At 51.2% G+C, this 25,434-nt stretch carries 11 protein-coding genes; 5 read left to right on the top strand and 6 right to left on the bottom strand.

What is annotated here, in order from left to right:
- Positions 1 to 104 precede the first annotated feature (104 nt).
- Genes B036_RS0124990 through B036_RS0124980 form a run of 3 tightly spaced genes read left to right on the top strand, consistent with a single transcriptional unit; the run spans position 105 to position 4,121 of the window.
- Positions 105 to 1,604: a sodium:solute symporter family transporter gene (locus tag B036_RS0124990; protein ID WP_020571473.1), complete on the top strand. Its 1,500-nt coding sequence runs from the start codon at positions 105 to 107 to the stop codon at positions 1,602 to 1,604.
- An 11-nt stretch (positions 1,605 to 1,615) separates the two neighbouring features.
- Positions 1,616 to 2,605 (top strand): 3-oxoacyl-ACP synthase III family protein, encoded by a 990-nt coding sequence (locus tag B036_RS0124985; RefSeq protein ID WP_020571472.1) that lies wholly within the window; start codon positions 1,616 to 1,618, stop codon positions 2,603 to 2,605.
- Positions 2,606 to 2,618: 13 nt separating this feature from the next.
- A complete protein-coding gene (locus B036_RS0124980; protein WP_020571471.1) occupies positions 2,619 to 4,121 on the top strand; it encodes a class I adenylate-forming enzyme family protein in 1,503 nt (500 codons plus the stop codon).
- Between the two features lie 340 nt (positions 4,122 to 4,461).
- Here the strand turns inward: B036_RS0124980 and B036_RS0124975 are convergent, their stop codons facing one another.
- The 4 genes from B036_RS0124975 to B036_RS0124960 all read right to left on the bottom strand — a co-directional run bounded on the left by B036_RS0124975 (position 4,462) and on the right by B036_RS0124960 (position 11,553).
- Positions 4,462 to 6,531: a S9 family peptidase gene (locus tag B036_RS0124975; RefSeq protein WP_157472422.1), complete on the bottom strand. Its 2,070-nt coding sequence runs from the start codon at positions 6,529 to 6,531 to the stop codon at positions 4,462 to 4,464.
- A gap of 84 nt (positions 6,532 to 6,615) precedes the next feature.
- Positions 6,616 to 7,578, bottom strand: coding sequence for a glycosyltransferase (locus B036_RS0124970; RefSeq protein WP_020571469.1), 963 nt, complete (start codon positions 7,576 to 7,578; stop codon positions 6,616 to 6,618).
- A gap of 162 nt (positions 7,579 to 7,740) precedes the next feature.
- The gene (locus B036_RS31045) at positions 7,741 to 10,167 is read right to left on the bottom strand and encodes a DUF3536 domain-containing protein (protein ID WP_020571468.1); all 2,427 of its coding nucleotides are present in this window, start codon (positions 10,165 to 10,167) and stop codon (positions 7,741 to 7,743) included.
- A 216-nt stretch (positions 10,168 to 10,383) separates the two neighbouring features.
- The gene (locus tag B036_RS0124960) at positions 10,384 to 11,553 is read right to left on the bottom strand and encodes a M50 family metallopeptidase (protein ID WP_157472419.1); all 1,170 of its coding nucleotides are present in this window, start codon (positions 11,551 to 11,553) and stop codon (positions 10,384 to 10,386) included.
- A 106-nt stretch (positions 11,554 to 11,659) separates the two neighbouring features.
- Between B036_RS0124960 and B036_RS0124955 the strand changes: the two genes are divergently transcribed.
- Positions 11,660 to 12,265 (top strand): superoxide dismutase, encoded by a 606-nt coding sequence (locus tag B036_RS0124955; protein ID WP_020571466.1) that lies wholly within the window; start codon positions 11,660 to 11,662, stop codon positions 12,263 to 12,265.
- A 75-nt stretch (positions 12,266 to 12,340) separates the two neighbouring features.
- Complete coding sequence (locus B036_RS0124950; RefSeq protein ID WP_020571465.1) at positions 12,341 to 13,321, top strand: tocopherol cyclase family protein; 981 nt, start codon at positions 12,341 to 12,343, stop codon at positions 13,319 to 13,321.
- Positions 13,322 to 13,405: 84 nt separating this feature from the next.
- Here B036_RS0124950 and B036_RS0124945 read toward each other — a convergent pair whose 3' ends face one another.
- Positions 13,406 to 13,738: a hypothetical protein gene (locus B036_RS0124945; protein WP_020571464.1), complete on the bottom strand. Its 333-nt coding sequence runs from the start codon at positions 13,736 to 13,738 to the stop codon at positions 13,406 to 13,408.
- Between the two features lie 642 nt (positions 13,739 to 14,380).
- Complete coding sequence (locus B036_RS0124935; protein ID WP_026232332.1) at positions 14,381 to 24,847, bottom strand: HYR domain-containing protein; 10,467 nt, start codon at positions 24,845 to 24,847, stop codon at positions 14,381 to 14,383.
- Positions 24,848 to 25,434 lie beyond the last annotated feature (587 nt).

The following is a 25,434-nucleotide window of genomic DNA, read 5'->3' as shown; positions in this document are numbered from 1 at the left end:
ACATTTTATCCCAAAGGCTGTACCCGTTGGGGAGGAAGGCACCAGCCTTCTTTCTCTTCGGGTTCGCCCGGGAAAACCAACTTCTTTGACCATTAACCAATTTCATGGTACTTGCCTGGACACTCTTCTTACTCTACCTTCTGGGAACTTCCTACCTCGGATGGCTTGGGTTAAAGAAAACTGATGGATTTAGCAGCTTCGCTATTGGTAAAGGAGACCTCTCTCCGCTGCAGGTAGGGGTAACCCTGGCCGCGGCAACTGCTTCCGCTGCTACTTTTATTATCAACCCGGGGTTCGTTTATGTTGACGGGCTCTCCGCTTTCATGCACCTGGGAATAAGCGTTTATGTTGGCTTTGTACTCATGCTCCTCTTATTGTCTTTTCGTTTCAGAGAGCTGGGAGCAACTTTTCATGCGCTGACGATTCCAGACTGGATTGGCAAGAGGTATGATTCCCAAAATTTCTCCCTCTACTTCGCGTTCATTAACCTGCTGAGCTTCGCCTTCATCGTTTTATTGGTGGGCGGTATCTCAATCGTCATGCAGCAACTGCTGGACGTTTCGAACCTGATCGCCCTGGTGATTACGCTCGTTTTCGTTACCGGATATGTACTGATTGGCGGAACCTACGCCCACGTTTATACCAACATGTTTCAGGGATTCCTGATGGTTGGCGTTTCGGTGCTGGTGATTGGTTCTGGCATATTTCTAATGACTGGCACGGAAAATTTTTGGGGCGAGGTCGCGGGTGCAGGCGAGGGTTTGATGAGCTATGTTAACCCTGAAAGCCGGTTCTTCAAAGACATCTTCTCTACTTACATCGCGGGCTTCTGCATCGGTGGGGCACTGGTTTGCCAACCCCATATCCTGACCAAAGCGCTGTACGTGAAAACCAACCGGGAAGTCGGGCAGTACATCGCCATTTTTTCCGGAGTATACCTCCTCTTCACGCTGCTGCTACTCGTTGGCTTCTGGGCGCACATCTCGGTGCCCGCTGAAGCATTAGCTGATCCGGCAACCGGGGTTTTCCGCCAGGATTTGGTGATGACGGCCTACCTGAAAGAAGCCTTTCCCGACTGGCTCTTCACCATCGTCAGCGTCGTACTGCTCGCTGCCGCGATGTCTACCCTCGATGGCTTATTGGTTGGCATTTCCACCATCACCGCCAACGATCTGGTGCTAAACCTGCTCCGCCGGAAAAAGGAAGGAGACGAAGAGAAACAAATGGTGCTGGCCATGCGCATCAGCCAGCTGGTGCTGGTCTTGGTCGCTATCGCTGCATTTTTTGTAGCGCTTCATCCGCCACCGCTGCTGGGTATTTTCGGCCAGGTGGGGGTTTACGGGCTGGTGCTTGCGGCGGTACCTCCCTTGCTTGCCGGTGTACTCTTTACCAATGTCCACAAAAAGCTCGTCTGGTTCTTTTCCGCCCTGGCCCTCGTCATTCATTTCACCCTTTACCGCTACGGAATGGTATGGTTTCCTGACGGGACACTAGCCTTTGCCAACCCCGGCGTCACGGCTACAATTGCCCTTTTGGCAACCGCCCTTCCTTCCACTTTAATCTCTTGGGGCCTCCGAAATCAGCCTGTACCTCAAAAGGACTAAAATCTTTATTTATGCGAAATGCGCAAATCAGTGCATGTGGCGCTTATGCCCCTGCACGTGTCATTCCCAACGCCTATTTCAACGAATTGCTTGGTGAAGATGTAGACACCTGGCTACGTACGAATGTAGAAATATTTGAACGCCGTTGGGCCGCACCCGATGAAAGTAGCGCAGATATGGCGGAACACGCCGCCAGGCAGGCACTGGATCGGGCCGGCCTGCAGGCCGGCCAACTTGACCTGATCATCGTTGCAACGGATACGCCAGAGTTTGTATCGCCCTCCACCGCTTCGGTGGTCCAGGATCGCCTTGGGGCCGCCAACGCTGGCACTTTCGACGTTAATTCGGCCTGCGCCGGCTTTGTTACTGCCCTGGACATCGCCTCAAAGTATATTCGCAGCGATGACGCCTACAACCGGGTTTTGGTCATCGGTACTTACGCCATGAGCAAATACCTTAACCTGGAGGATAAGAAAACAGTAACCCTGTTTGCCGATGGTGCCGGGGCGGTAGTGCTGGAATGTACGGAAGAAGCAGGTAAAGGCTTTCTGGCCAGTGAACTCCGTTCTAAAGGAGAATACAACGAATGGATGGGCATCTACGGTGGCGGCACCCGCCACCCCGTTACGCCTGAAAGTATGGCTGCCCATCAGCACCAACTACAGTTCGTGCATAAATTCCCCAAAGAACTCAATCCTGCCACCTGGAGCGATATGGCCAGGAAGCTTTCAGCGCGTACGGGCGTCGCGCCCCCGGAGGTGGATCACTATTTCATTACCCAGATCAATGTCAATGCCATTAGGGAAACACTTAAATTACTTGAGACAGAACCAGCTAAGGCACACACCATTATGCACAACTACGGCTACACGGGTTCTGCCTGTATCCCAATGGCCTTTAATAATGCCTGGGAGAAAGGACTGGTAAAACCGGGTGAGTTAGTGTACTTTATTGGCTCGGGCGGCGGACTGGCCTTTGCCAGTGCAGCTTTTCGGATGTAAAATCGACAGAACTATGGTTGCCACAGATTGGGCCGCCCGCTGGGCGGCGTACACGCCAAAAGCCATTGCCTTTACCGACGGAGATACCGGAGAAGACCTTACCTACGGAGAACTAAACCGGGCTGGCACGCAACTTGCCGCCCATCTTTTGGCTGTTCTCGGCCTGCAGCATGGTGATCGCATTGCCATCCTGGCCGAAAACAACCTCGCTTATCCCCTCCTCTTTGTTGCCGCTCAAAAGGCTGGCTTTGTGCTCATTCCGGTCAACTACCGACTCAGCGCCCCGGAGCTGGCCTACATCCTGAAGGATGCAGCACCTGCCCTGCTGATTACTGAAACGCAATTTGCCGGGTTGGCAGATGATGCCTGCCAATCTTCCGGACTCAGTCCACAACGCTGGCCGCTACGGGAAGTGCTCTCCCGCAAGGAAGAAACCATGGCTTATACTTCCTCCTGGCCGGAAATAGAAGAAACGGACCCCATCTTCATTCTATACACCTCCGGAACTACAGGTTTTCCTAAAGGTGCGTTGTACACCCACCGGATGCTATTTTGGAACAGCGTAAACACCGCATTGTCGCTCGTCATCAACACCGAAAGCAGCACCGTGAACGTAATGCCGCCCTTCCATACCGGCGGTTGGAATGTGCTTTTAACCCCCTTGTTGCACCGGGGCGGACATACCATTTTACTACGAAAATTTACCGCCGGCCGGGTGCTGGAATTATTGGAACAAAGCAAAGCCACCGTTTTTATGGCGGTACCGACCATGCTTCGCATGCTGGCGAATGATCCTGCCTTTAAAACGGCCAACCTCACCTCCCTGCGATACATCATTGTTGGCGGTGAGCCCTTACCCTTACCGGTGATTGAGGAGTGGCATCAGCGGGGCATTCCCATCCGGCAGGGCTTTGGCATGACCGAAGTCGGTCCAAACTTATTTTCGCTTCATCAGAACGACGCTACGCGAAAAATAGGCTCTATCGGCCGACCAAACTTCTACGTGGAAACCAGAATCATTGACAAAAATGGTGCGGATTGCACCACAGATGTCCCTGGTGAACTCCTACTGCGAGGCCCGATGACGACCCCGGGCTACTGGCAGAATATGGATGCTACCAGGAATGCTTTTCACGATGGATGGTTCAGAACGGGAGATATCGTAAAACGAGATCATGAAGGGTACTTCTACGTGGTTGGCCGTCTGAAGGAAATGTACATCTCCGGCGGGGAGAATGTCTACCCCGCAGAAGTTGAGCGGTGGCTGGAAAAGCATCCGGACATTACGGACGTTGCCGTCATTGGGGTACCGGATGAAAAGTGGGGCGAAGTTGGAAGCGCCTTTTTCGTTCCGTTACCCGGACGGTCACCTACTACGGAAACGCTGAGCGAATTTTGCCGGCAAGGGTTGGCTCGGTACAAGGTCCCGAAACATTTTACCTCCGTCACCGAATTGCCTAAGAATGGTACGGGTAAAATTGATCGCCGGGCTTTGGCGGAAGATAGTGCTCTGTAAAGTTTTTGGATACTGCATAAGATTATCTCCAGTCATTGGGCGATCTTCATACTTGTCGCGCAGCAACTACACTTTCGTTGCCGGGGTCAAGGAGGAACGACGCAGTCCCATAATGAAAGCACCCATTTGGCCTGACGACGCTGCGCGTCGTGCCTTTATCGGTTAGTCCGTTACCCCGGACTTCGTCCAGGGTAACTATTATGTATTCGCTACGCGAGATTCGAGCCCGCGAAATTTCTGAAATGGTCCACTAGGAGTACATGCCCAAAGCACCAGGAAAAATAAGGGTCCGCTTTATCCAAGCGAGGTTAAACGCTGGTTAGGGGACCCTAAAACCCACTCATTCCTGTTCAAAAGGCAGGGCTACCTCTTCTCCCCAGATGTAGTGATTAAACCATTGCCAATTGTGCCACACGGCAGCCAGGCGTTCTTTGGGTTTGGTAATACCGTGGCCGAAGCCGTTGTAAACGATCAATTTGGCCATGACCCCCTGATCTCTTAAACCCTGCGCCAACTCGTAGGCATTGGCAATCGGTACCCGGCGATCAAACTCCCCGTGCTGGATGAGGGTCGGGGTGCTGGCCTGGTTGATGTAAGTCATGGGTGACGTCTTTTCGTAAACCGCCTTATCCTCCCAGGGTGTCGCTTGAAGATATTGGCGGGTAAACGGATGAATATCGGTATTGACGTAATAGGTCATCCAATTGGAAATACCTGCGCCTACAGAGAAGGCTTTAAAGCGCTTGCTGGTAGTGGTGAGGAAAGCTGAAATATAGCCGCCCTGGCTCCAGCCCATACAGCCCATTCGAGCGGTATCAATTATGCCTTTTTCTTCCAGATAATCTACTCCACTGAGCACATCCCAGGCATCACCCACGCCCAGGTTGCGAACGTTTAGCTTCCGGAATTCTGCGCCATAACCCGCCGAGCCCCGGTAGTTGGGTTCCAGGATCAACGCTCCCTTATCCAACCAGTGTAACATTGGATACACATAGCTAGCCAACGGTTTCGTCGTCGAAATACCCGTTGGCCCTCCGTGGATGATCACCATTAACGGATATTTTTTAGCGGGGTCGTAATCTGCAGGCTTGTGCAATACGCCTTCGATCGTAGCACCATCTTTACTTTTCCAAGCGATCATTTCACTACTGGAAACCTTCCAGTCCTCGATCTGTGCTTGCTGATCGGTAATTCGGGTTGGAACAGAACTGCCAACGGTTGCTTTGAAAATATTAGGTACGGTGGTTCCCGATGCTGCGTCGAAAACCATCTGGGTACCATCTTTAGAAAAACTTACACTACCGATCCTTTCAGGAGCGGCTAAAACCTTAATGACTTCATTAGTCCCAGGGTCAATTTTGAATACCTGACGCGCCGTTTTTTGCCAAGCTATAAAATAAATGCCCGTAGGATTCCAGTCTACGACACTCTTGTCTTCATCAAAACTGGCGGCCAGCTCAGTAGCTTCGCCACCATCAGCGGGCATTTTAAAAATACGGTCGTTCGTATAATAGACGGAGTCAAAATTATCTACAGCGGAGCTATACAGAATCTCCTCCCCGTCTGGTGACCAATTGATCACAAAATCAGCGCTGGGATTGGTAACGATATCCTTCACTTCTTTAGAAGCGATCTCCACAATAGCAATATCCGAGGTGAACCACGAGTTGATCAGGGGGTCTTTTTGCTTGTTGAAAGCAATACGTGTACCGTCCGGTGACCAGGCGAAGTTACTCACCGTATATTCAGTTGATTTAACCAATTCCAGCGGCTCAATGGGTTGGATACAATTGACCTTCTTTAAAGAATCCGTTTTTTCATAACAGGGTAAATCTTTGGGTTTCGGGTGATTAGGTTTAAAATCAATCAGGTGCAGACTCGCTAATTTATATTCGCCATCGTCCACCTGATAAGCGCCGAAACGCTCTTCACGTTCTTTGTCGGCCTTCGTGGACTTTTCTGTCATGGTAAAGGCAATCTGCTGCCCGTTAGGCGACCAATCAAATTGGCCAATATTACCCTCCACCTGCGTAATCTTAACGGCTTCTCCTCCAGCTACCCGAATGGCATACAACTGGGCATCCTCCTCCCGATTGGCGCTGAAAAGAATCCATTTTCCGTCGGGCGACCAAAGATAGCCGCTGGAACTACCTTTATCTGTATTGGTTAATTGGAAGGGCAATTCTCCGTCTTTCGCTAACCAAATTTCGGAGTCATAGCGATTATCTTTCCAATCGGTGCGGGATACGGAATAGATCACATGCTTTCCATCCGGAGAAATGAGCGGCGTCCTAACGGTGCTCAGAGAAAGGCTTTCTTCAAAGGTGGGTAAGCGTTTTTCCTGGGCTTGCAGCCAACTGATACAGCAAAGGAGGAGGATGGTCGTTAATAACGTTTTTTGTGGTAGCATATTCATGAAGCCTTTTATGTCAACTAAAATACGCTTTTTTTCCTTGGCATGTCTGAACTCACCCAACTGAACTAAACGCCTGTTTTAGGTGAGCGAGATTAAACGCCGATACAGCGACTCGTACTCCGCCACCATCCGTTCCACCTGAAAAGCATCCAACACCCGCTTACGACAGTGCTGTCTCACCCTGCTCCCTTCCACCTCCTCCAGCACCTGCGTCAGCGCCCGCACATCATACTTGGCCACTAAGGCCCCGACCTCCGGAGTAACGATCTCCACCGCAGCTCCACTGTCAAAACCAACCACCGGCGTACCGCAGGCCAGCATCTCTGCGAAAACCAGCCCAAAGGGCTCATCCCAAACCGAGGTGACGATGCCGACGGCCGAACGCCCCACCAGTTCCGCCAGTTCTGCCTGTTTAAGATGACCCGCATACCGGATACGCTCATCAAGTTCCGGAGCGACTAAAGAATCGAAGTAATGCTGGTCAGATATCGGTCCCGCCAGCGTAAGCCGACACCCCGCCGCGCGTGCCGCAGCAATGGCATATTCCGCCCCTTTTTCGGGCGTAAACCTGCCGTACCATATGGCAGTCCCGGGTGCCGGAGTTGCCGAAAAAGGCCAGGCGTCGGGGTCAAGGCCATTGTGAATGACGGTATAATCATCTCCAATAAAAGGCTGCCACTGCCGGCCCAGAAAATGACTGATGGCCACGTAGTGGTGGTTAGGAACTTGTTTCGTCAGCCCTGCGGTGAGACGGTGTGACTTGTAAGGCGGTGTGTGTAAGGTGGTCACCATCGGTATCCCAAGCCCCTGCGCCAGTAATGGCGGCAAAAAGTGGATGGTATTATTATGAATGGCATCATAGTCCCCTAAATCAGCAAAACGGATGGCCTTGCGAATGGCCCGCGTGTAGGTCAGGAACCCTGCATTTTCCTTTACGGCTATAGGCGCGAGATTGAACTGTTGATCCGAGCCCGGATGCGCAAATAAGGTCACCTCATGTCCACGTGCCACTAACTCCCGCGCCAACAGGTGCGTATGCATCTCCAGGCCGCCGTGAAAGGGCTCGGCGACGGGGAACTTCAGGGGAGCTAGAATGGCTATCTTAATGGTACGATTGGTTTAGCGGACTTGTTCCCCGGCACTCGTGCCGGTGTCTTTCAGATTAAGAGGTCACCGGCACGAGTGCCGGGGAACAAAGCCTTACTACAAAACTACCATACTTTCCACAAAGCCTAACTCAAACCGCAATTCCCGGGCAACCGATAGTGCCTCGACACGGGTGCTATCATCCAGGGTGGCAAGGTGAGCCTCCGTCCAACCTTCGAGCAAAGCATTCTGGGCCCGGTAGAAGTTCGGGGCAAGCTTTAATCGCTTGAGCGATTGGAGTAAGTACAAGGCATCTGACCAGTTGGAAGGTTCGGAGAAACAAGCCTTGATGGTCTTATGCAGCCGATCTTCAGCAGCTTTCCTCAGGTCATCAGCCTCGCGCCATTTATGCGTCCAATGACTGAAATCGGCAACGATGCGGTCAAGGCGACCGGTGTTGAGTTCCTCCTGTTTCGTCAACAAGTCCTCTAACCGGCGGTGCAAGGTGTAGTTGATCGCGGCCTGATAAGCATCGGGCAGCGGCATGCCGTTGGCCCTCATGGTGCTCATCAGCTGGTAATTATCGTAGTAGACGTCTTTAAAGTTCTTCGAGGCGACCTCCAGGGTACGGTAGGTCATGGACAGTAGGATCTTCTGCTTTTCGTCGCGGAAGAGGTGCCAGATCGAGAAGGTCTCCGAACCGAAGTGAGCGGTAAGCAGCGCAATCACTTCCCCTACATGACCGTTTCTAAATTCCTGTTCCATCAGCGATGTGGCACTGGTAAAGCCTTCGGCGGAAAAGTCATCCCTGATACTTCCGATCATGGTCTGTTGCCCCAGGTAAAGGACGCCAAAGCTGAAGGTGGTGTTCGCGGCGGTAAGGTTGGAGACAATGGTGATCCGGCCGAGCGAAAGCCGGTAGCCACCCGCCCGGAGCGGGTGCAGGGCATGGATCTCCGCACGGTAATTAAAAAGTTCCAGGTCATCCATGTCTTCTTCGAAAAGGCTGGAAGTAGCAAAATGCATTCCGACCCTGCGCAGGCCGACGCGCGCGGGCATTACGTTCTCCCGGTACGCCTTCGCGGCATTTTCCATAACGTTACTTTCGATCTTTTCCAGATCAGACAGAAAGGTCGGATGGTAATTTTTTTTGCTCACCACTTCACAGAGGTGAAGTGCCCGGTTGGCGTATTGGAGTACTTGCAAGGTTTCGATCCCGGTCACCTCATTGAAGAACCAGGCACAACTGGTATACATCAGCATACCGTGCCGTTGCATTTCGAGCAGCCGCAGCATTTTTATTTTATCTTTCGCACCTACGGTCTTCCGCCGGGCGTGCCGAGCCAAAAAGGCATCGGCCCGGTCCGGAGAGCGGTCCAGTACCAATTCGATGTAAGCATCCCGAGCCGCCCAGGGATCAGCAAAGAGGCCTTCCCCTTCCTGTTCAAAGACAGTGATCAAATGCGCCCGGACGCCGTCGAGGGCAGCGCGGAGCGGCTGCCGCCATCGCTGATGCCAGCCAGCTTTGCCGCCAGTATGGCAACCGCAGTCTGACCGCCAGCGTTCAACTCCGTGAACGCAGGACCAGGAACTGTTTTCGTGGATACGGGCTTCCCAAACGGGCGGGTAAAGTTCCAGGAACTGACCGTAGTTGATCAATTCAAAATCAGGATTCTCATCAATATAATTGAGGGCAAAAGCCAAAGCCATCTCCCCTTTTTTGTGGTGGTGACCATAGCTTTCGCCATCAGTTGCAATTTGAGCAACCTGCGGTTCATTGGGCTTATCGTCCAGCGTATTCATCAGGCGGTTGGCCAACAGGCGACCATCGTTGAGTAGGCCTTCAAAGGCAACTCCCTTAGAGACGTCACCGTCGTAGAAAAATAAGTCGATGCTCCGGCCGCTGGGCAGCGGGCAGCGGTAAGCCCGGCGGGTATCTACGCCGCCGTGGACGTCGTGCCAATGCTCATCTTCCTCGAATTTCACCGACTGGCACTGGCGGGGTGCCAGCACGGTAAATTTTATGCCATTGTCCACCAATGCTTCCAGGGTGGCAGTATCAACGGCCGTTTCCGACAGCCACATCCCTTCGGGCATGCGGTTAAAACGGTGTTTGAAATCAGCTATTCCCCAACGAACCTGTGTCTGCTGGTCGGCCGCATTGGCCAGCGGCATAATGATGTGGTTATAGCTTTGCGCAAGGGCATTCCCGTGGCCACCGAAGCGGTCCATACTGTCCTGATCCGCTTTTTGGAGCCGGGTATAAGTAGCCGGGTCATGTGCTGCCAACCAACTGAGTAAGGTGGGGCCCATGTTCCAGCTGATCCGGTCGTAATTATTGCTGATGGCACTGATGTGGTCCGTAGCATTCAGCACGCGCGCAGTAGCGTTAGGCGCATAACACTCCTCGTTGATGCGCTCGTTCCAGTCGTGATAAGGCGCTGCGCTATCCTGGACTTCAATCGTCTCCAACCAGGCATTTTCGCGCGGAGGTTGGTAAAAATGACCGTGAATGCAAATGTATTTCTTGGGGGAAGCTGACATGTGCGCGAAGATAATAAGCCCGGTAACAGGAGGCTAGCCAAATCTTATCCCAAGTCTGCGATTTTCTGATGGCTAAACAGTTAATTGGTTCTTTGGGCCATTGGTTCTTTAGTCTATCGGGCTGCCCCTATTGACAACCATGCCATCACTCGCTTATTCAATTATGGCCACCAACGAGCGACAGCGAGCAGCCTCGTGCGGTAGCTGTTCTCTCATTCAATCAGGAGAGCAGGCTTCGGCCATGTACCTATCCAAAGAAAAAGTGTAGGGGTCCAGTTCTTTTGCTCGTTGGAAAGAAGTGCAGGCTTTTTGACGGTCCCCCTCCTTTAAATGTATGATGCCCTTAGTCAGATGGCAATAGGAATTGTTTGGGTCCAGCTTAAGGGCCAAATCAAGGTCGGCTTTTCCTGCCGGTAAATCTCCCAGCTGAGCGTAGGCATAAGCTCGGTTGCTGTAGGCATACGAATCCTGGCCGGTCAATACCAGTGCCCGATCGAAATCAGTAATGGCTTCCTGGTATCTTCCCATGAGATTAAGGGTAAAACCGCGGTTAACCCTTACCATCGCGTTATCGGCCTGACCGTACAGGATGCTATTGAAAGTGGTCATTGCTTTATCGTAATTAGCCGTCATTCCATAGAAAATGCCAAGATTGAATTTGTATTCCGGCACGGCTTCGAAGTAATTTTTTTCGCTACGGTACAGGGCCAGCCCTTTTTCGCCGTTACAGGTCTGGACGTATAAGCTGATGAGATGACTGAGTAATTCCGGCTGTCTTTCTCCAGCAGCATAGGCTTGTTCCATCAGGGCGAGCGCTTCGCCATACTTCTGTCGGTGGTACAGATAAAAGCCTTTGCGAAGACCCGGTGAAAATTTTCGCGAAGCAATTATTAGTAACAGAAGCTGGCCATCGTTAAAAGTAATACTTCCGTCTGCAAGTTTAATGGAATAAGGATAGGGTTTAAGATTAACCCATAGATCATACATCGAGGAAGAAAGAAAAATAAAAGCAAAAATAATTACAATATCATGCCCTCCAAGGGCCAACGTCAGCACAGCAATACCAAGGGCTAAAAGTAAGCTAGCGATCGGCCCCATTAAAACATAAAAGAATTGTCCCACCAGACTATTGGTATACCCCGGCACACACAAGCCACCCCGACTGTGCCAAAAACTAAACCGGTGAAAAATAAGTAAACGCCCTATTTGGTACTTACGACTGGTTGAAGGGTCGCCCATCGATCCAATATAAATAGACACTGGCCCGTCAGTGACCAGTAAGGCGGCCAACCCGTGACCGAACTCATGAATAAAGGTGGTAATGGAGCGGCAAATCAGTACAAAGCCGACCAGGACAACAATTGCTAAGGCGAAGTAGAGGGTCATCAGCGGAAAAATACAAAACCCAAGCAAACCCTCCACCCCAAAACCTGTTATAACCACGAAGGCCTTCAATAATGGTCAACAACCATCACCAAAACACAGAAAATTCATGTTTGAATTACCCAAGCTCCCCTACGAATACGACGCTCTAGAACCGCACATCGATGCGCGCACTATGGAAATTCACCATACGAAGCACCATAATGGTTACACGACTAAGTTAAACGGCGCCATTGACGGCACGGACCTGGCCGGCATGAAAATCGAAGACATCCTCGAAAATGTCAGCAAGCACAGCACCGCCGTCCGCAACAACGGTGGTGGCTTTTACAATCACAGCCTCTTCTGGGAGGTCATGAGCCCCAACGGAGGCGGCAAGCCTTCCGGTGACCTGGCCAACGCCATCGCCGAAGACCTTGGCGGTTTCGACGCTTTTAAAGACGCTTTCGCCGCCGCTGCTGGCAGCCGCTTCGGCTCCGGTTGGGCCTGGCTCGTTGTAGCTGAAAACGGTCACCTGGCCGTTACCTCTACGCCAAACCAGGACAACCCACTGATGGACGTTGCCGACGTGCAGGGCACCCCCATTCTCGGTCTCGACGTTTGGGAGCACGCCTACTACCTCAACTACCAGAACCGCCGGCCCGACTACGTGCAGGCCTTCTTCTCAGTTGTTAACTGGGACGAGGTAAGCAAGCGTTACAACGACGCGAAGTAATCAGTGAATAACTGAATAAGAGAATGCGTGAATGGGGAATACCCCCGTTCGCGCATTCTTATTTTTGCCTCCTCCATGAAAAATTTCCTCCTTCGTCGCCGTGCCACCTTAGACCCTCCCCGCTTCCAGGGCTGGGGCAGGACCCGCAATTACTTCGAAGGTTGGTATTTTAAACTGGTCCTGCCCGAAAAGAGTCTGGCCTATTCCTTCATCCCTGGTATCAGCTACGCGGCCGACGGCACGGGGCACGCCTTTTTACAGGTCCTCGATGGGGTTGGGGTGACGTCGGCTTACCATCAGTACGATGTCACCGATTTCCAGCCAGCGGAGGAGCACTTTGAACTCCAGCTTGGCCCACATTTTTTTTCGGAAGATTCCATCAGGATCGATTTACCAGACCTGCAATTCGACCTGAACTTCAAAGATATTCACCCGTGGCAAAAGCGCCCATTGGCACCGGGGGTAATGGGATGGTATGGCTTTGTGCCCCGCATGCAGTGCTACCATGGGCTGGTCAGTTTGTACCATGAACTGCAGGGAAAAATCACCGTGGCAGGTACGGACTATGATGCTTCCGGTGGCATAGGCTACATCGAAAAAGACTGGGGCAGTGGCTTCCCCGATGCCTGGGTATGGTGCCAGAGCAACCACCTCACGGGCACCGTCCAGCCCGCCAGCCTGATGGCCAGCGTGGCCAGCATTCCATGGCTGGGCTCCTCCTTTACCGGCTTTTTGGCCACTTTCCTGTTTGAAGGAGAACTGCATTTATTCACGACTTGGGCGGGGTCGCAGGTGCAAACAACGTTCGATGAAGAGCAGGGGACGGTGACGCTGCACTTCAGCAGTCTCAAGGCCCAGCTCATCGTCACTGGACATCCGGCTCCGGGTGGCGACCTGGCCTCCCCCATCACCGGCTCCGCCATGACGGGCAAGATCAACGAAAGCCTGCAGGCAGAGCTGGAAGTCGAGTTCTGGCGGAACGAGCAAGTCGTTTACGCCGGCCGGGCTACCTGGGCGGGGTTGGAGGTTTCTGAGGGGGCGAAGGAGGTTTTGTAGGCAGGTGTTGCAGGTGTTGCAGGTGTTGCAGGTGTTGCAGGTGTTGCAGGTGTTGCAAAATAAAAGTTATTGCATAGTGCATGCTTAAAGAAACTTACATTTTAGCCACTCCGTTACTGTTGCTGCTTTTTGCACTTTCTCTTTCAAGATTGTCCGCTCCTGCGCCACTTCCTTAGCGTCTACGTCGTATTCGATATAATCATTCTGTCCAACGATTCTCAATACTCCATTGACGTAGATAAGGGTATGAATAGCTCCATCAGTAGGATCTGTGATCCAGCCTCTTCCATTATCTTCGGGAAAGAAGGTCAGCGTAAGGGTGTCGTCCTTTAGCATGGATTCTTCATCATGCACAAAGAGCTCAATGTCCGTAGCGACGAATTCCAATATTCGACTAGCTCCGAATTTGGTGCGCATTTTTTCCTTGTCGTCAAGGAGTTGACGATCGGTAGCCCAATGTCCCCGATCTGCATCACAAATTATTGTCCCTGCCTCTACAATTGAATCATAGACAATCAGATAGTCGCTCTTGGAATACGGCGTTGAGTAAGTACCAGTCCAGTTTCGCCTGGTCGTAGCTTTCCTGAAGTCCGTTTTTGATGATGATATCTGGGTAGCTAACCGTGCAGGTAGTCTTTTGGCAACTGAAGATTGACAACATCGTCAAGAGTAATGCCGAAAATTTCACGTTATCCATGCTATGCAAACGCTTCTATGCCAGCGGCAAGTATTATTACCTATCAAGGCGTTGTATGGCCTGTGGAAAGGTCTGTTCTACAGCCAACCGCCAGGTCAGAAAAACCCAGCTGGTTCTTGAAAAAACGCGCAGCGTTTTCAATAGCCCTCCCCCCGTGGGACCGCCAAAGGCAGACGCGAAGCGCACGATTGGGAGGGGGGCTATCAATTGACAATAACAAATTCAGCGCAGCCATCCCTGCTCCTTAATCCCCTCCCCTGCACCCGCGACCGCGCCCCCTGATCCTGAATGGCACACAAAAACGCCGCCTCCCCAAAGGAAGACGGCGTTTGTTTCAGCACGTAGATCTGTAAAGTGTGCCCTTACCGAAGTACGATCATGCGTTTAGTGGCCACCCACTCTCCGGCCGTAACCGTGTAAGAGTAGACACCCGCTGCGTTGTTCAGCATCTGGTTGTCAACAACCAGGCTGTTGTAGCCCGCAGTTCCTTCCTGTGTGAATTCACGAATGGTCCGACCAGCGGCATCGCGGATAGAAATAATCACTTCTGCCTGAGCAGTCTCCAGCTGGAAGCTGATGACCGTCTGGTTCCGAACGGGGTTCGGCGTGTTCTGGAAGAGTTCATTCGAACCGTTCTCTACCTCGATCTCGTTGAAGACCAGGGCCAGGTTACGGAGGTTACCCGTATTGCGCTCGTAGGCCTCTGCTGCGGTGAAGCGGCTGCTGATGTCAAGACCTTCACTCAGATTATCGTCAGCATTCGCACGGACAACAAGGGTGAAGAGGACTTCTTCACCAGTCCAGTCCGTAGGTACGGTACTTCCCGTCCAGTTCCAGCTGGTCGTGATCAAGCCACGTTCAGCGAAGTTCCATCCGAAGTTAGCGGCTGTAACCAGACCTGGTTCAATGTCGGTAATTTCAAGCGCAGTCCGGTCAAACTCCAACGTGAATTGGTAACCCTCTACTTCCGTCAGTGCAGCTGCACTAACTGGTACACGGTAGGTTTCTCCCTGGGTCATTGCGATCTCCTCCACATCCAGTTCCAAAGTGCCGTTAAGGCTTCTTGGTGTACCGGAAACGAGTGAGTTCGGTAATGCTGTCTGGTTAACGTCACCAAGCTTAATACCGATGAAGTCAACGTCAACGATGCTACCGACGAGGTCGTTATGGTTGCTTACCGTCGGGAAAGCCGTCTGCCATGGGTTGAGTGATGCGGGGAAATCATAATCTGCAGGAATGAACATCCAGCTCGGCATATTCGCCGGGAAGCCATCAATCTGACCAAGGATCAGGCGACGGATAGAAATGATATCTCCTACGTCAATGCTGGCGTTGCCATCAACGTCGGCAGCAAGTAAGGTATACGGATTGTCCAGCGGATTAGTACTCAGGATATGGGCAGTGATACCAACAATATCAGAAGTCCGAACACCATTCAGGTAGTCCTCGTAGTGGGACGGGCTGACCGTATAGTCATTACCAGGTGCGAGGCCGGTGAAGCTGAAAGTTCCCTCCTCCGTCGTTACGAAGTTGCGGTTCATTCCGCCTGATTCGTTCAGGCTGACCGTGACGTTTTCAACTGCGTTCATGTTAGCATCGACAATGATACCAGCGAGGTCAGCGAGGTCTCCGCCGCCATCACATGGTGTACTGGCGTTCTGCTGAATCTCTACGAAGACAGTACAGTAATCATTATTACCCGCTGCGTCGAAGGCGTAAAGGCGTACGGGGTAACCGCTGCCGCTACTTGCTTCAAGTTCGGCACAAGTGATCATGACGCCAAGTTGGTCTTCTTCCACCAGGAACCCAGCAGCAGAAGCTACTTCTTCGGGGTAGAGGCTGTAAGTATCGATTTCGTTACCGAAACAGTCCGTGATCGGGCTGGCAATGAAGTCGCTTGCCCATATGGCTGCAATACCGCCACCTTCACCATCGTCAGTGAGTGTGACCGTCAGGGTCTGGATACAGATCGGTGTTGGTGCCAGTACTGGGTCAACACAGAATTCGAGGATAGCATTATCGAAATTACCACAACCATCAGCGGCGTTAATCCTAACGGCGTGCTCACCGACGGGAGCTCCGTTAAGGCGAATAACGTACTCACCAGTAACACTGATGCTTACTTCATCAGAGGTAAGTGCCCGGGAAGATTGGAAGCCAAGCGTCTCGTCGTAATCAACGTCGAGCTGAGCGGTCACCTGAACGTCAGAGCAATCGTCTTCAGCCGTGAAGTTCAAGGTTACAACGGCAGAACAGTTAGCACCATTTCCACTGAAGCATGCATCAGGTTCAGTCACCGTAATGACTGGAGCGACTTCGTCGTAGACCTTGATGTACTGAATGTAGCGGAAGGAGCCACGGCTATCGTCCTGGGCGTAGGCCTGGGCGTCGATATTACCGTTATCATCATTTGTCCCGTCGATATCATTGCCATCGTCAACCCGGCGATCGGATTGTGGTGGGCCAACGTTGAAGACGCGGTCGCTGAAGCGCGAGAGGAAGGCGTCATCATCGCTGGAAACATTGAGGTTAACACCAGGTAAAACGTTCAGGTAGAGCAGTTCCGTTTCAGGATCGCGGCCATTGTGTCCGTCACGTGGGATGAGGTATGGATCACCGAGTGAGTTGAATTCACACCAGTTTACGGCGTCGTAGGTGATGCGAAGCTTAAAGCATTCTTCACCTGCGTCCAAAGTACGGAGGGTATCTACGTTGGTAGTTACGGTGAGCAGGTCACAACCGAAGTCGGTGAACTCAAGATCGTCATACACTGGAATTTCAGCGCAGGTACCACTTACATCCATTGGAAGCGTCACTTGGTAATCAAATACACTGACGATGTCAATTGTCTGAGTACAAGCTGGACCATTAGTTAAGCCGACACCGTCGGTAGCCGTGAATACCCGGACAATCTGACCGACACCACAGTTGTTGATGGCACCGGAAACAGTTTGGGTAATCGCTACGCTACAGTTGTCCGCAGCTCCGGCAAAGCCAAACATTGCATCAAGTTGTGCGTCACTGGCATCCTGAATATCATTTGGCAGGCTTTCGATGTATTCGACACAGGTAATCGTTACGTCTGCGGGGGCGATACAGGTAGGAGCGATTTTGTCTTCTACCAGGATTTCCGTCCAACAAATCGATGAGTTGCCGTCTTCGTCCGTTACCCGGAGTTCAACGGTAACCATGTCTTCAAGGTCACAGCAGTTAACACCGACGGATGCGGACCAATCTGTGTAGAATGGAGTGGTCGCTTGACAGGTACCAGGGTCGAGTTCGTAGAGGCGGCGGATTTCCAGTTGAACCTCACCACAGAGGTCTTCGCTGTTACCGTCCACGTCAGCGGCAGAGATAACTGCCTGTCCATTTCCGTCAAGGGAAACATTGAGGCCGTCTTCACAGGCTGCAGTAGGACCAACTTGATCAATCACCGTGAGGTTGAGGATACATTCGCTGTAACGACCACATTCATCTTCCACTTCGTAGCGGACGGTGTAGATACCTTCGTCAAGACCAGACAACAGGTAAGTGCCGTTGGGCAGTTGAGTAAGCAGGCCATTGCTGGCAGACACGGTGTAATCCCAGTTGGTACATCCGGTTTCTACAACCGGTTCTGGAATCAGGTATGCGCCATTACAGTCGATACTGCTCGTGCTAATCGTTATGTCATCAGGACAGTCAACTACCGGGTTTTCAAAGTCAAGAACCCGAATGATCTGTACAGCCTCAATTGGGTTAACACCTGGCACAACTGGTTGGCAAGTGTTACGAACCTTCCAGGTACGGATGATCTCGTAGCTACCGGCACAGATGTTGTACACTTCATCAGAGTAGAGGTAGCTGGCGCTACAGAAATTCGTAGTGAAAATATCTGATCCATCATCCACAAACGGGAAGCCGGTACTTTCGGGATCCGTAAGGGTTGGGTCTGCAGCGGCATCTGCACAGTAGACTGCGGGAGCTGCTTCGCCGTCCCGGTTGGCGGGGAAACGAACAGTAGAAAGATCGAAGGCTTCGATCGTTATCGTTTGTACGCAGCTGGAAGAGTTGCCATAGGCATCAGTCACTTTCCAGGTCCGGCGCAGGATCGCCCGGGGATCGTCACAAGCATCATTCCGTTGAAGGGTATCGGCAAAAGCCACCGTTGCACCGGCGAGGGCACAACTCTGAAGTACCGGAACGCCCATGAGGCTGGTATCCGTAGAAGCGTTACAGCTGACCGTCATATTGGGCGGGCAAATGAACTCCGGAGCTTCGAAGAAGCCTACGTCGATATTACCCCAACAACTAATGTCGTTCCGTGGGTCGTAGATTTGATAGCGGATTTCTTCGCCAATCTGGTCAATACCTACCACATTTGGTGAGATGGTATCGAACGTACCAGTGTCATTCCTTTGCAGTAAGGTCAGGACATAGTTATCGAAACAGTAGTACTCCCGACCGGCAAGTACCATTGAGGGAACAATCTCCTGTTCACAATCGCCATCGAGGTGAATATTGATCTGATCGATACAAGCCATCTGAGGATTAGCGGGAATGTATTCCAGGACTGTTACGGTGTAGAAACAAGAAGTAATATTTCCTGCTGCGTCTGCCACATTGAACTGAATTTCATTCACTCCGATTGGGAGTAGCTGACTGAACGGCGGTATACCGTATATGTCCACCACGGCACAATTGTCCGTAGCGGTATAATCGGTTGGCGTGTAAGCTTCTTCACAATCGCCACCTGCCAATTGGATGGTTGCATCTGAGGGGCAGGTAATGACGGGGAATTCCGTATCGTTAACGGTGACGTCAAAGCTACAGCTGCTGGTATTTCCGTTAGCATCCGTGAGGGCATACGTTACGGTTGAGATACCTACGGGGAAGAAGAAAGTTACTTCTGTGTTCTCCGGGAAAATGGGTATCGCAGTCGATTCCAGGGTAGTGCCGCTGGAGTCTACAATGGTCCAGAGGATAGTTCCGCCCGGGCAATTGTCAAACAAGATTGCATGGTTCCAGGTATAGTTTGCACCGCATACACCAAGATCATTCTCCAGTGTAGTAGTGTAATCCGGATAAGCTTCCCGTGAACTGATGAACAGGATAGAGGAGGTAAAGGCGGCGGGATCAGTACTCTCCTGACCGTTGTGGCCAATCTGTAGAATCCAGTCACCAGCAGCAGCTTCACCGTTAAAGATCTCAATATCGCCAATTGGCATTACGAGATCACCAGCGTTATTTAGGATGCCGCAACCTGCGTCGATGGCAGGACCGAAGTCGCCATCGAAGGTAAAATCGACTTCATTAGTACCGGCGCAAACGGCAGCTGCCAATTCTACTTCGGTACCTTCCGGGCTGATCAGGGTAAAAGTGAGGTTACCCATGTCTCCGGCTAAACCAGCGATGTTCAGATTAACATCAGATACAGTGTAAGCATCACCTACCGTGTAAACAGTTTCAATACATTCACCGAAAGCCACATCAATGGCACCGGAAACGTAATCGTTCCATTCGCCATACAAACCACAGACCGCATCTTCCCGGTCGGTGACGGTAACCGTCAGGTCACATTCAACCCGAACGGTAGGCTGTGCCTGGATGGCGGTAGCTGCGCCATTAGGCGTTGGTTGTGCGAGGCCCGGATTAAGGGTGCCAAAAGTGGTAGGCAAACATGCTTCGCCAGGGGCGAAATCATTAGCGGTATTAGTATCCCAAACGGTCGTCCGTACGATACCACCACCGCTGACCGGGCCGATATTGCCCGTCCAGTAAGCTGCTTCGTCCATACCCGTCAGGTCGAAACCGTTCATTACGGCAACGTCAATGATGGAGCGGGACAGTCCGATGGAGTAGGCTGCTGGCTCACCGGGAGCAAGGTTAGCAGCGCCAGGAACATTAAAGAAGTCGTCCGTTGGTGAGTTGACACCGTCACCGAAGTGAATTGTCAACGTACCGCCTGGCTGCAGGATAGTAAAGGTTGGCACCGCGTACTCTTCCACGCCTCCGGCGTGGGTTCGGGTGATCATCAGGCAGCTGACGTCCAGTGCCGCACGGTTGAAGTTGGTAATTTCCAGGTAATCACCGTCGGCGGGGTTGCCGGCGGTGAAGGCAGGAACTGGCAGGGTGCCATCAACGGCATCGTCAAAAGCATGGGTGATCTCCGTGATCAGCAGCAGTGGCATGTCCTGTACGGAGTAGCTCACGGTGCTTGTACCCAGGCCGAAGAAGTTACCACTGGCGTCATCAAAGCCGCTGGCGACTTCGTTGCCTTCAGCATCGTCGATGCGGTAAACGATGGTCAGGTTGGGAAGACAGTTGTCTGCGATGTTGGTTGGTGCAAGATCATTCACTACTGCACCACAGTCACCTGCGTCCGTGTCTGCAGTTGCATCCGCCGGACATTCGAAAGTTGGTGGGGTGTGGAAGTCATTCACGATGATCTTCACGTCACAGCGAATGCTGTTGCCCGTTGGGTCTACCGCTTCGAAAGTATTGATCGTGATACCTACAGGGTAGAGGTCACCGGAAGTGAGTCCGGTATCATCTACCTGCGTAACGACAGGAATGCTACAGTTATCTACTGCCAGTGGCAGAGAGTAGTTTGCAAAGGCAGAACACCAGGTGGCTGGCGCGTCAACGATAACGGCTGGCTCCGGACAGTTGATGAAGCGCGGGGGATCATCATCCGTTACGGTTACCTCGAAGCTACACTGTGAGAAATTACCCACGGCGTCCTCAGCGTAGTAAGTCACGGTAGATGTCTTTACCGTTGGACTTACGTGCTCGAAATCGTAAGTGCCGAAGAACTGATCGGGAAGCGGGTTCGTGATATCAGGGTTCAGCAGCGCGGTAATGTCGAAAGGACCGGCAATAGAACCATCAGGGTTAGTGATCGTGTAGGTGTACAGGATTACATCACAGTTATCCGTAGGCAGGGTGTGTTCCCAGGTGTATTGTGCTTCACAAACGTCTTCTTCCGTTGTGAGCTCAACGGGACCAAGGTTTTCACAAAGGATTTCTGGCGTACCATTTTCGTCGTCGTTATCACAGCTTCCTGAGCGGAAGATCTCACATCCACGAGCATCAACAATGGTAAAGGACCAGGTCGGCTGGGTGTAGTCAACGAGCAGGTTGCCCAAATCCTGAACAAAGTCACCGATATCGGCGCCAGTAGATCCATCATAAGTGTATTCACCGTCTACGTCATCGGCAACGCCATCACTGTCGACATCGAGTTTCACTCCACCATACTGAATGGTGTAGGGCTCAAGGCCTCCAGTGACTTCACCCAGATCAACTATGCGGTCATTCTGGACGATACATTCACATTCAGGAGACTCCATTTCCAGAGGCTGGCGGAGTTCGAAAGTAGAGTGGACGATCTCCAAACAACCGGTCAACGCAACGTTATTGTTCTGTACTACGGTACCGGGGAAAGCCAGGATGTAAGAGACTGTTACGTAGCCCGTGCCTTCTCCCATAGTGTAAATACCGTCAGCAGAAACACTACCAGGATCCATTGATGCTGTTCCTGGAGCAGGTGCAAAAGCAGAAATACCAAAACCACCGAATGCATCCCCCAAGTAACTGTTAGCAGCTACCTGATCGTGTGAAAGTGTAGTTCCGTCAGGAAGTGTAATTATGAGGTAGTTAGAGAAGTCTAACTGCTCAGGGTTATTGTTTTCTAAACAGATTTCAGGAACATCTAAATCGAAAGTGATGCCCTCGAAGAAATCTTCTACATAAATCTGTGACAGACAAGTAGAGACGTTACCAGCAGCATCGGTCACCCGTAAGGTTACAAGATTGTATCCTGTTTCGGTACAATCAAAGTCGAGAGTCGCTGCAAAAGCGCCTCCTGGCTTAGCGGCCATGATATCCAGGTCTGTATCGCAGTTATCAGTACTGCCACCGTCCAAGAAAGCAGTACCATCAGCAGGATCTTCCGCAGAAACGGATACGTTACCGGTATTGTCCAGGCGTACCTCAACATCGATACAAGCAGCTGATGGACGTTGAGCATCTAATACAGTGATTGTAAAGTCGCAAGTCTGAGTTTCCATAGTACCATCAATGGTATCATCTACATCACCGTCTCCGTTGATGTCTACCATCATAGTATAGGTAACGGTACTTTCACCAATTGGGAAAGTCAGGCCGCTGGCATCATTGTGCGTGCCCAGGTTAGCGGCAGAGTACATAGTCGTAGTCGATGCCATAGTACCGTCAGCAAATGCAACACTATAGTTAATGACCGTCGCACAGCTGGCACCCTGAATAGGTCCGACGCCGGTAACGACTGCTGTGCACTGATCCGCATCTGTTCTTACGGTAATAGGAGCAGGACAAGCCAGGATTGGATCACCAGTAGTAACCACTACCGGGAAAGTACAAGTACTTTCAATAGCTGAACAAGAATAGGCAGTATAAGTAACCATATAAGTACCCGGTGCTAAATCAGAACCAGGAATAGGACCGGCCGTTTGGTACAGGCCGGATTCAGCCACTACTACTTCCGCAGGAGGCGTACCGTTGAAGTTGGTTGCATCCGTTCCTGCCGTACGTCCACGGTACTGCAGTAATCCACCATTACAGCCATCGTAGGCAACGGGGATAGACCAGTTGGCTTCGGTGTCGCAGATGCCATCTTCGGAGAAAGTGTAACCAGTTTCGTTGCAATTCGCAAACTCTGGAGCACTACGGTTGATTACCGGGATTCGAACGGTTTCTTCGTCGCTAAAGACCAGGTCAACGTTACAAGAAGCGGCTGCCAACAAATCTTCAATGATTACCCCTACTAAAGGAATAGCACCAATTGGCAACAATTCAATAAGGTTGATCGATTCGTCGGAAACAGTACCACAAACGCTCTGCGCCATGAAAGGCCAGGATACAACGTTACGAACGGTGATGTAGCCATCTCCCTCAACGTTATTAGGGATTGTCGCACTCCCATTATCGGGGAAAGTATATTCGTCCAAGATGATATCAAAAGCGCCGTCACCATCGGTGTCAGCAACTACGATACCACTACCTCCTGTACCACCAACTAAGTCACTTAAGGCATCGAAAACAAACTGGCCCACGGTCTTGTCACAAGCTTCTTCTACGAAGTCTGGCAAGGGAATAGGATCCAAACAGAAATCATCTACAATGGGTAGAGGGATACAGATTTCGAAGTTGATGATAAAGCAAACGGCTCCTGCTGCAGGGTCAAGTTCAGCGATGGTTGGACCACTGGTAGCGATGTCACCAAAAAGACCGGGCAGGCTTCCTTGCCAATCGAAGGAGATTTCTTCGTCACTACACTGAATGACGCCGGGTGCATTAGTGATCTCCGCCTCGATCAGCTGTGGGCCGTCCAGTCTGAAGAAACTACACTCGAGGAACAAGTTATTGCTAACTTCTACCTCACAAACTTCTACTGCATTAATGTCTGGCTCACACTCACTGGCAAAAGCAGCATTGGCGCCACAATCGTTGCCATCATTAAAGATCGTAAACGTGAGACACGTTTGTGCAGTACAGGGCGCTGTCGCCGGAACTCCCGGACAGACAGTTACGCTATTCGTTTCTTCCAGACAAATTTGATAGTTAATTGATCCTACGCCGGCCGGAGAGGCCAACATAGTAGTACCTGCACCTACATTGTTACCATTTACGGTATAAGTAGGAACAGAACCATTGCTGGTTCTACCGAGTGTTACGGATACCGGCGTAGTACTACATACCGGAGACGCAGCACCGGTAACGGTTAGCAAGGGGTCAGGTTCTGCGGTAATCAGCAAGTTCGCTTCGTCAGAATAAGGGGCGTTATCACAACCATTAGGATTGTCCACTTCGTAACGAATAAGGTAACATCCTGCACCATTGCCCGGAGGAGTAAAGGTGGATCCAGTGATACTACCACCTCCGCTTTGTAGCGTAAAGGTGCCGCCGCCAGTATTAAAACCATCGAACATCAAGCCCAGGTCTACTGTGCCACCACTAGGCTTACACGCTACAGTGGTAGGCTTTAAATTTGCAACTGGTGCGGCAAATACCGTCACCGTCTGTGATGCTTCGAATTGGCAGCCATTAACATCGTAGTTATAAACAACGTTGTAATTGCCAGGGTTAGCTTCGCTTACATCAATGGTTCCTGTGGTACTATTGAAACCAGGCGTCGCCGGAAAAATTTGAAAGCTCGTTACATCATTAGGGTCCGTACCGTCAACTGGTGTTACCGCGAACGCAAGGTCTGTGCCATCCGAACAGGCATTGCCAGGGTTGCTGATCGTAACCGGAACGTCGTAATTGAAGCTGACCGAAACAACCTGCGCGCTGAATTGATCAGCGCCAGCATCGTTATTGTTCCAGCCACCACCAAAGCCGTTATAGGTGATATTGATGTCGCCATCAAGGTCGGCCAGATCGTCTTCTACATCATTTGCACTATTGAGGACAAAGGTCTCACAATACGGTGAAGCCTGCGAAGGGGTATACCCGAGGTCACCTACTGTGCCAACCATATTACCTGCAACATTGACCGCAAAGGTTTCGTTAGCCGCATTCATATCTCCCCAAAAACAGATGCGCACGGAGACGGGGCCAGTGACTTCCACTACATCCCCCAGGCCAGCGCTGAATACATCCAGATTCTGGGTAAAGGAAAAGGGAGCGGTTTCATCGTCCGTATCTTCTGCGATAACGGGAAAAGATCCGCTGCTGCTGTAGTTACACTGGGCCTGAAGTCCGCCAAGGGAAAATAAGGTAGCTAATACTACGAACAGTATATAGCGATGCCGGAACGACAGCAAGGCTGTGGTCCCGGTCGGGGATAAAGTTTGGGTCGTCGTCATATTAATGTGTGCTGAGATTAAAGATCGTATAACATATATCAAGGTGCCTTTCAAAGTTTGGTCAAACTTGTAAAAGGTGGTTTTCTTGGTCGTTAGGAGTGATTAGTTCCATCCTTTGGTGCTGTCAAAGCCTCCTAAGGCGTTTTAAATCTTATAGAAAATAGTGTGTCAAGTGTGCTAAAAATTTCAAAAAAGCAAGAAGCCGAACATCACTTCTTTCTTAAAAACGTGACGTTTACTATCCAAAAAACTTGATAAACTTCACTGATTTAGCCTGCAAGTTATCTAAAAGTGCTGATTAACTGATAAAAGTACGAGAGGAATTGATCGATAAACATCAAAACCAGGTGAATATACCTATTAGAAATTATGCTATTGAGTTTGGACTTATGTTTCCAGTTGGACGAATAGACCAGCAAGAACGCTCAAGACGTCTTCCCTTGCTCCGTCAAACCCTCCCCTGCATCCTGCGTCCCCGCATTATTTATCTAATTTTTTTCAACCTGAGCTAAAAACCCGGCAACCCTAATGTTTACGCCATGCCTGAACCTGTTATGAGGACATATTTTAAGGCATCCAAACAAACT

Origin of the sequence: Neolewinella persica DSM 23188 (genome assembly GCF_000373105.1) — a bacterium.
GTDB lineage: Bacteria > Bacteroidota > Bacteroidia > Chitinophagales > Saprospiraceae > Neolewinella > Neolewinella persica.
The sequence above is the reverse complement of the archived record's forward strand: the minus strand, read 5'-3'. Positions and strand labels throughout refer to the sequence as shown.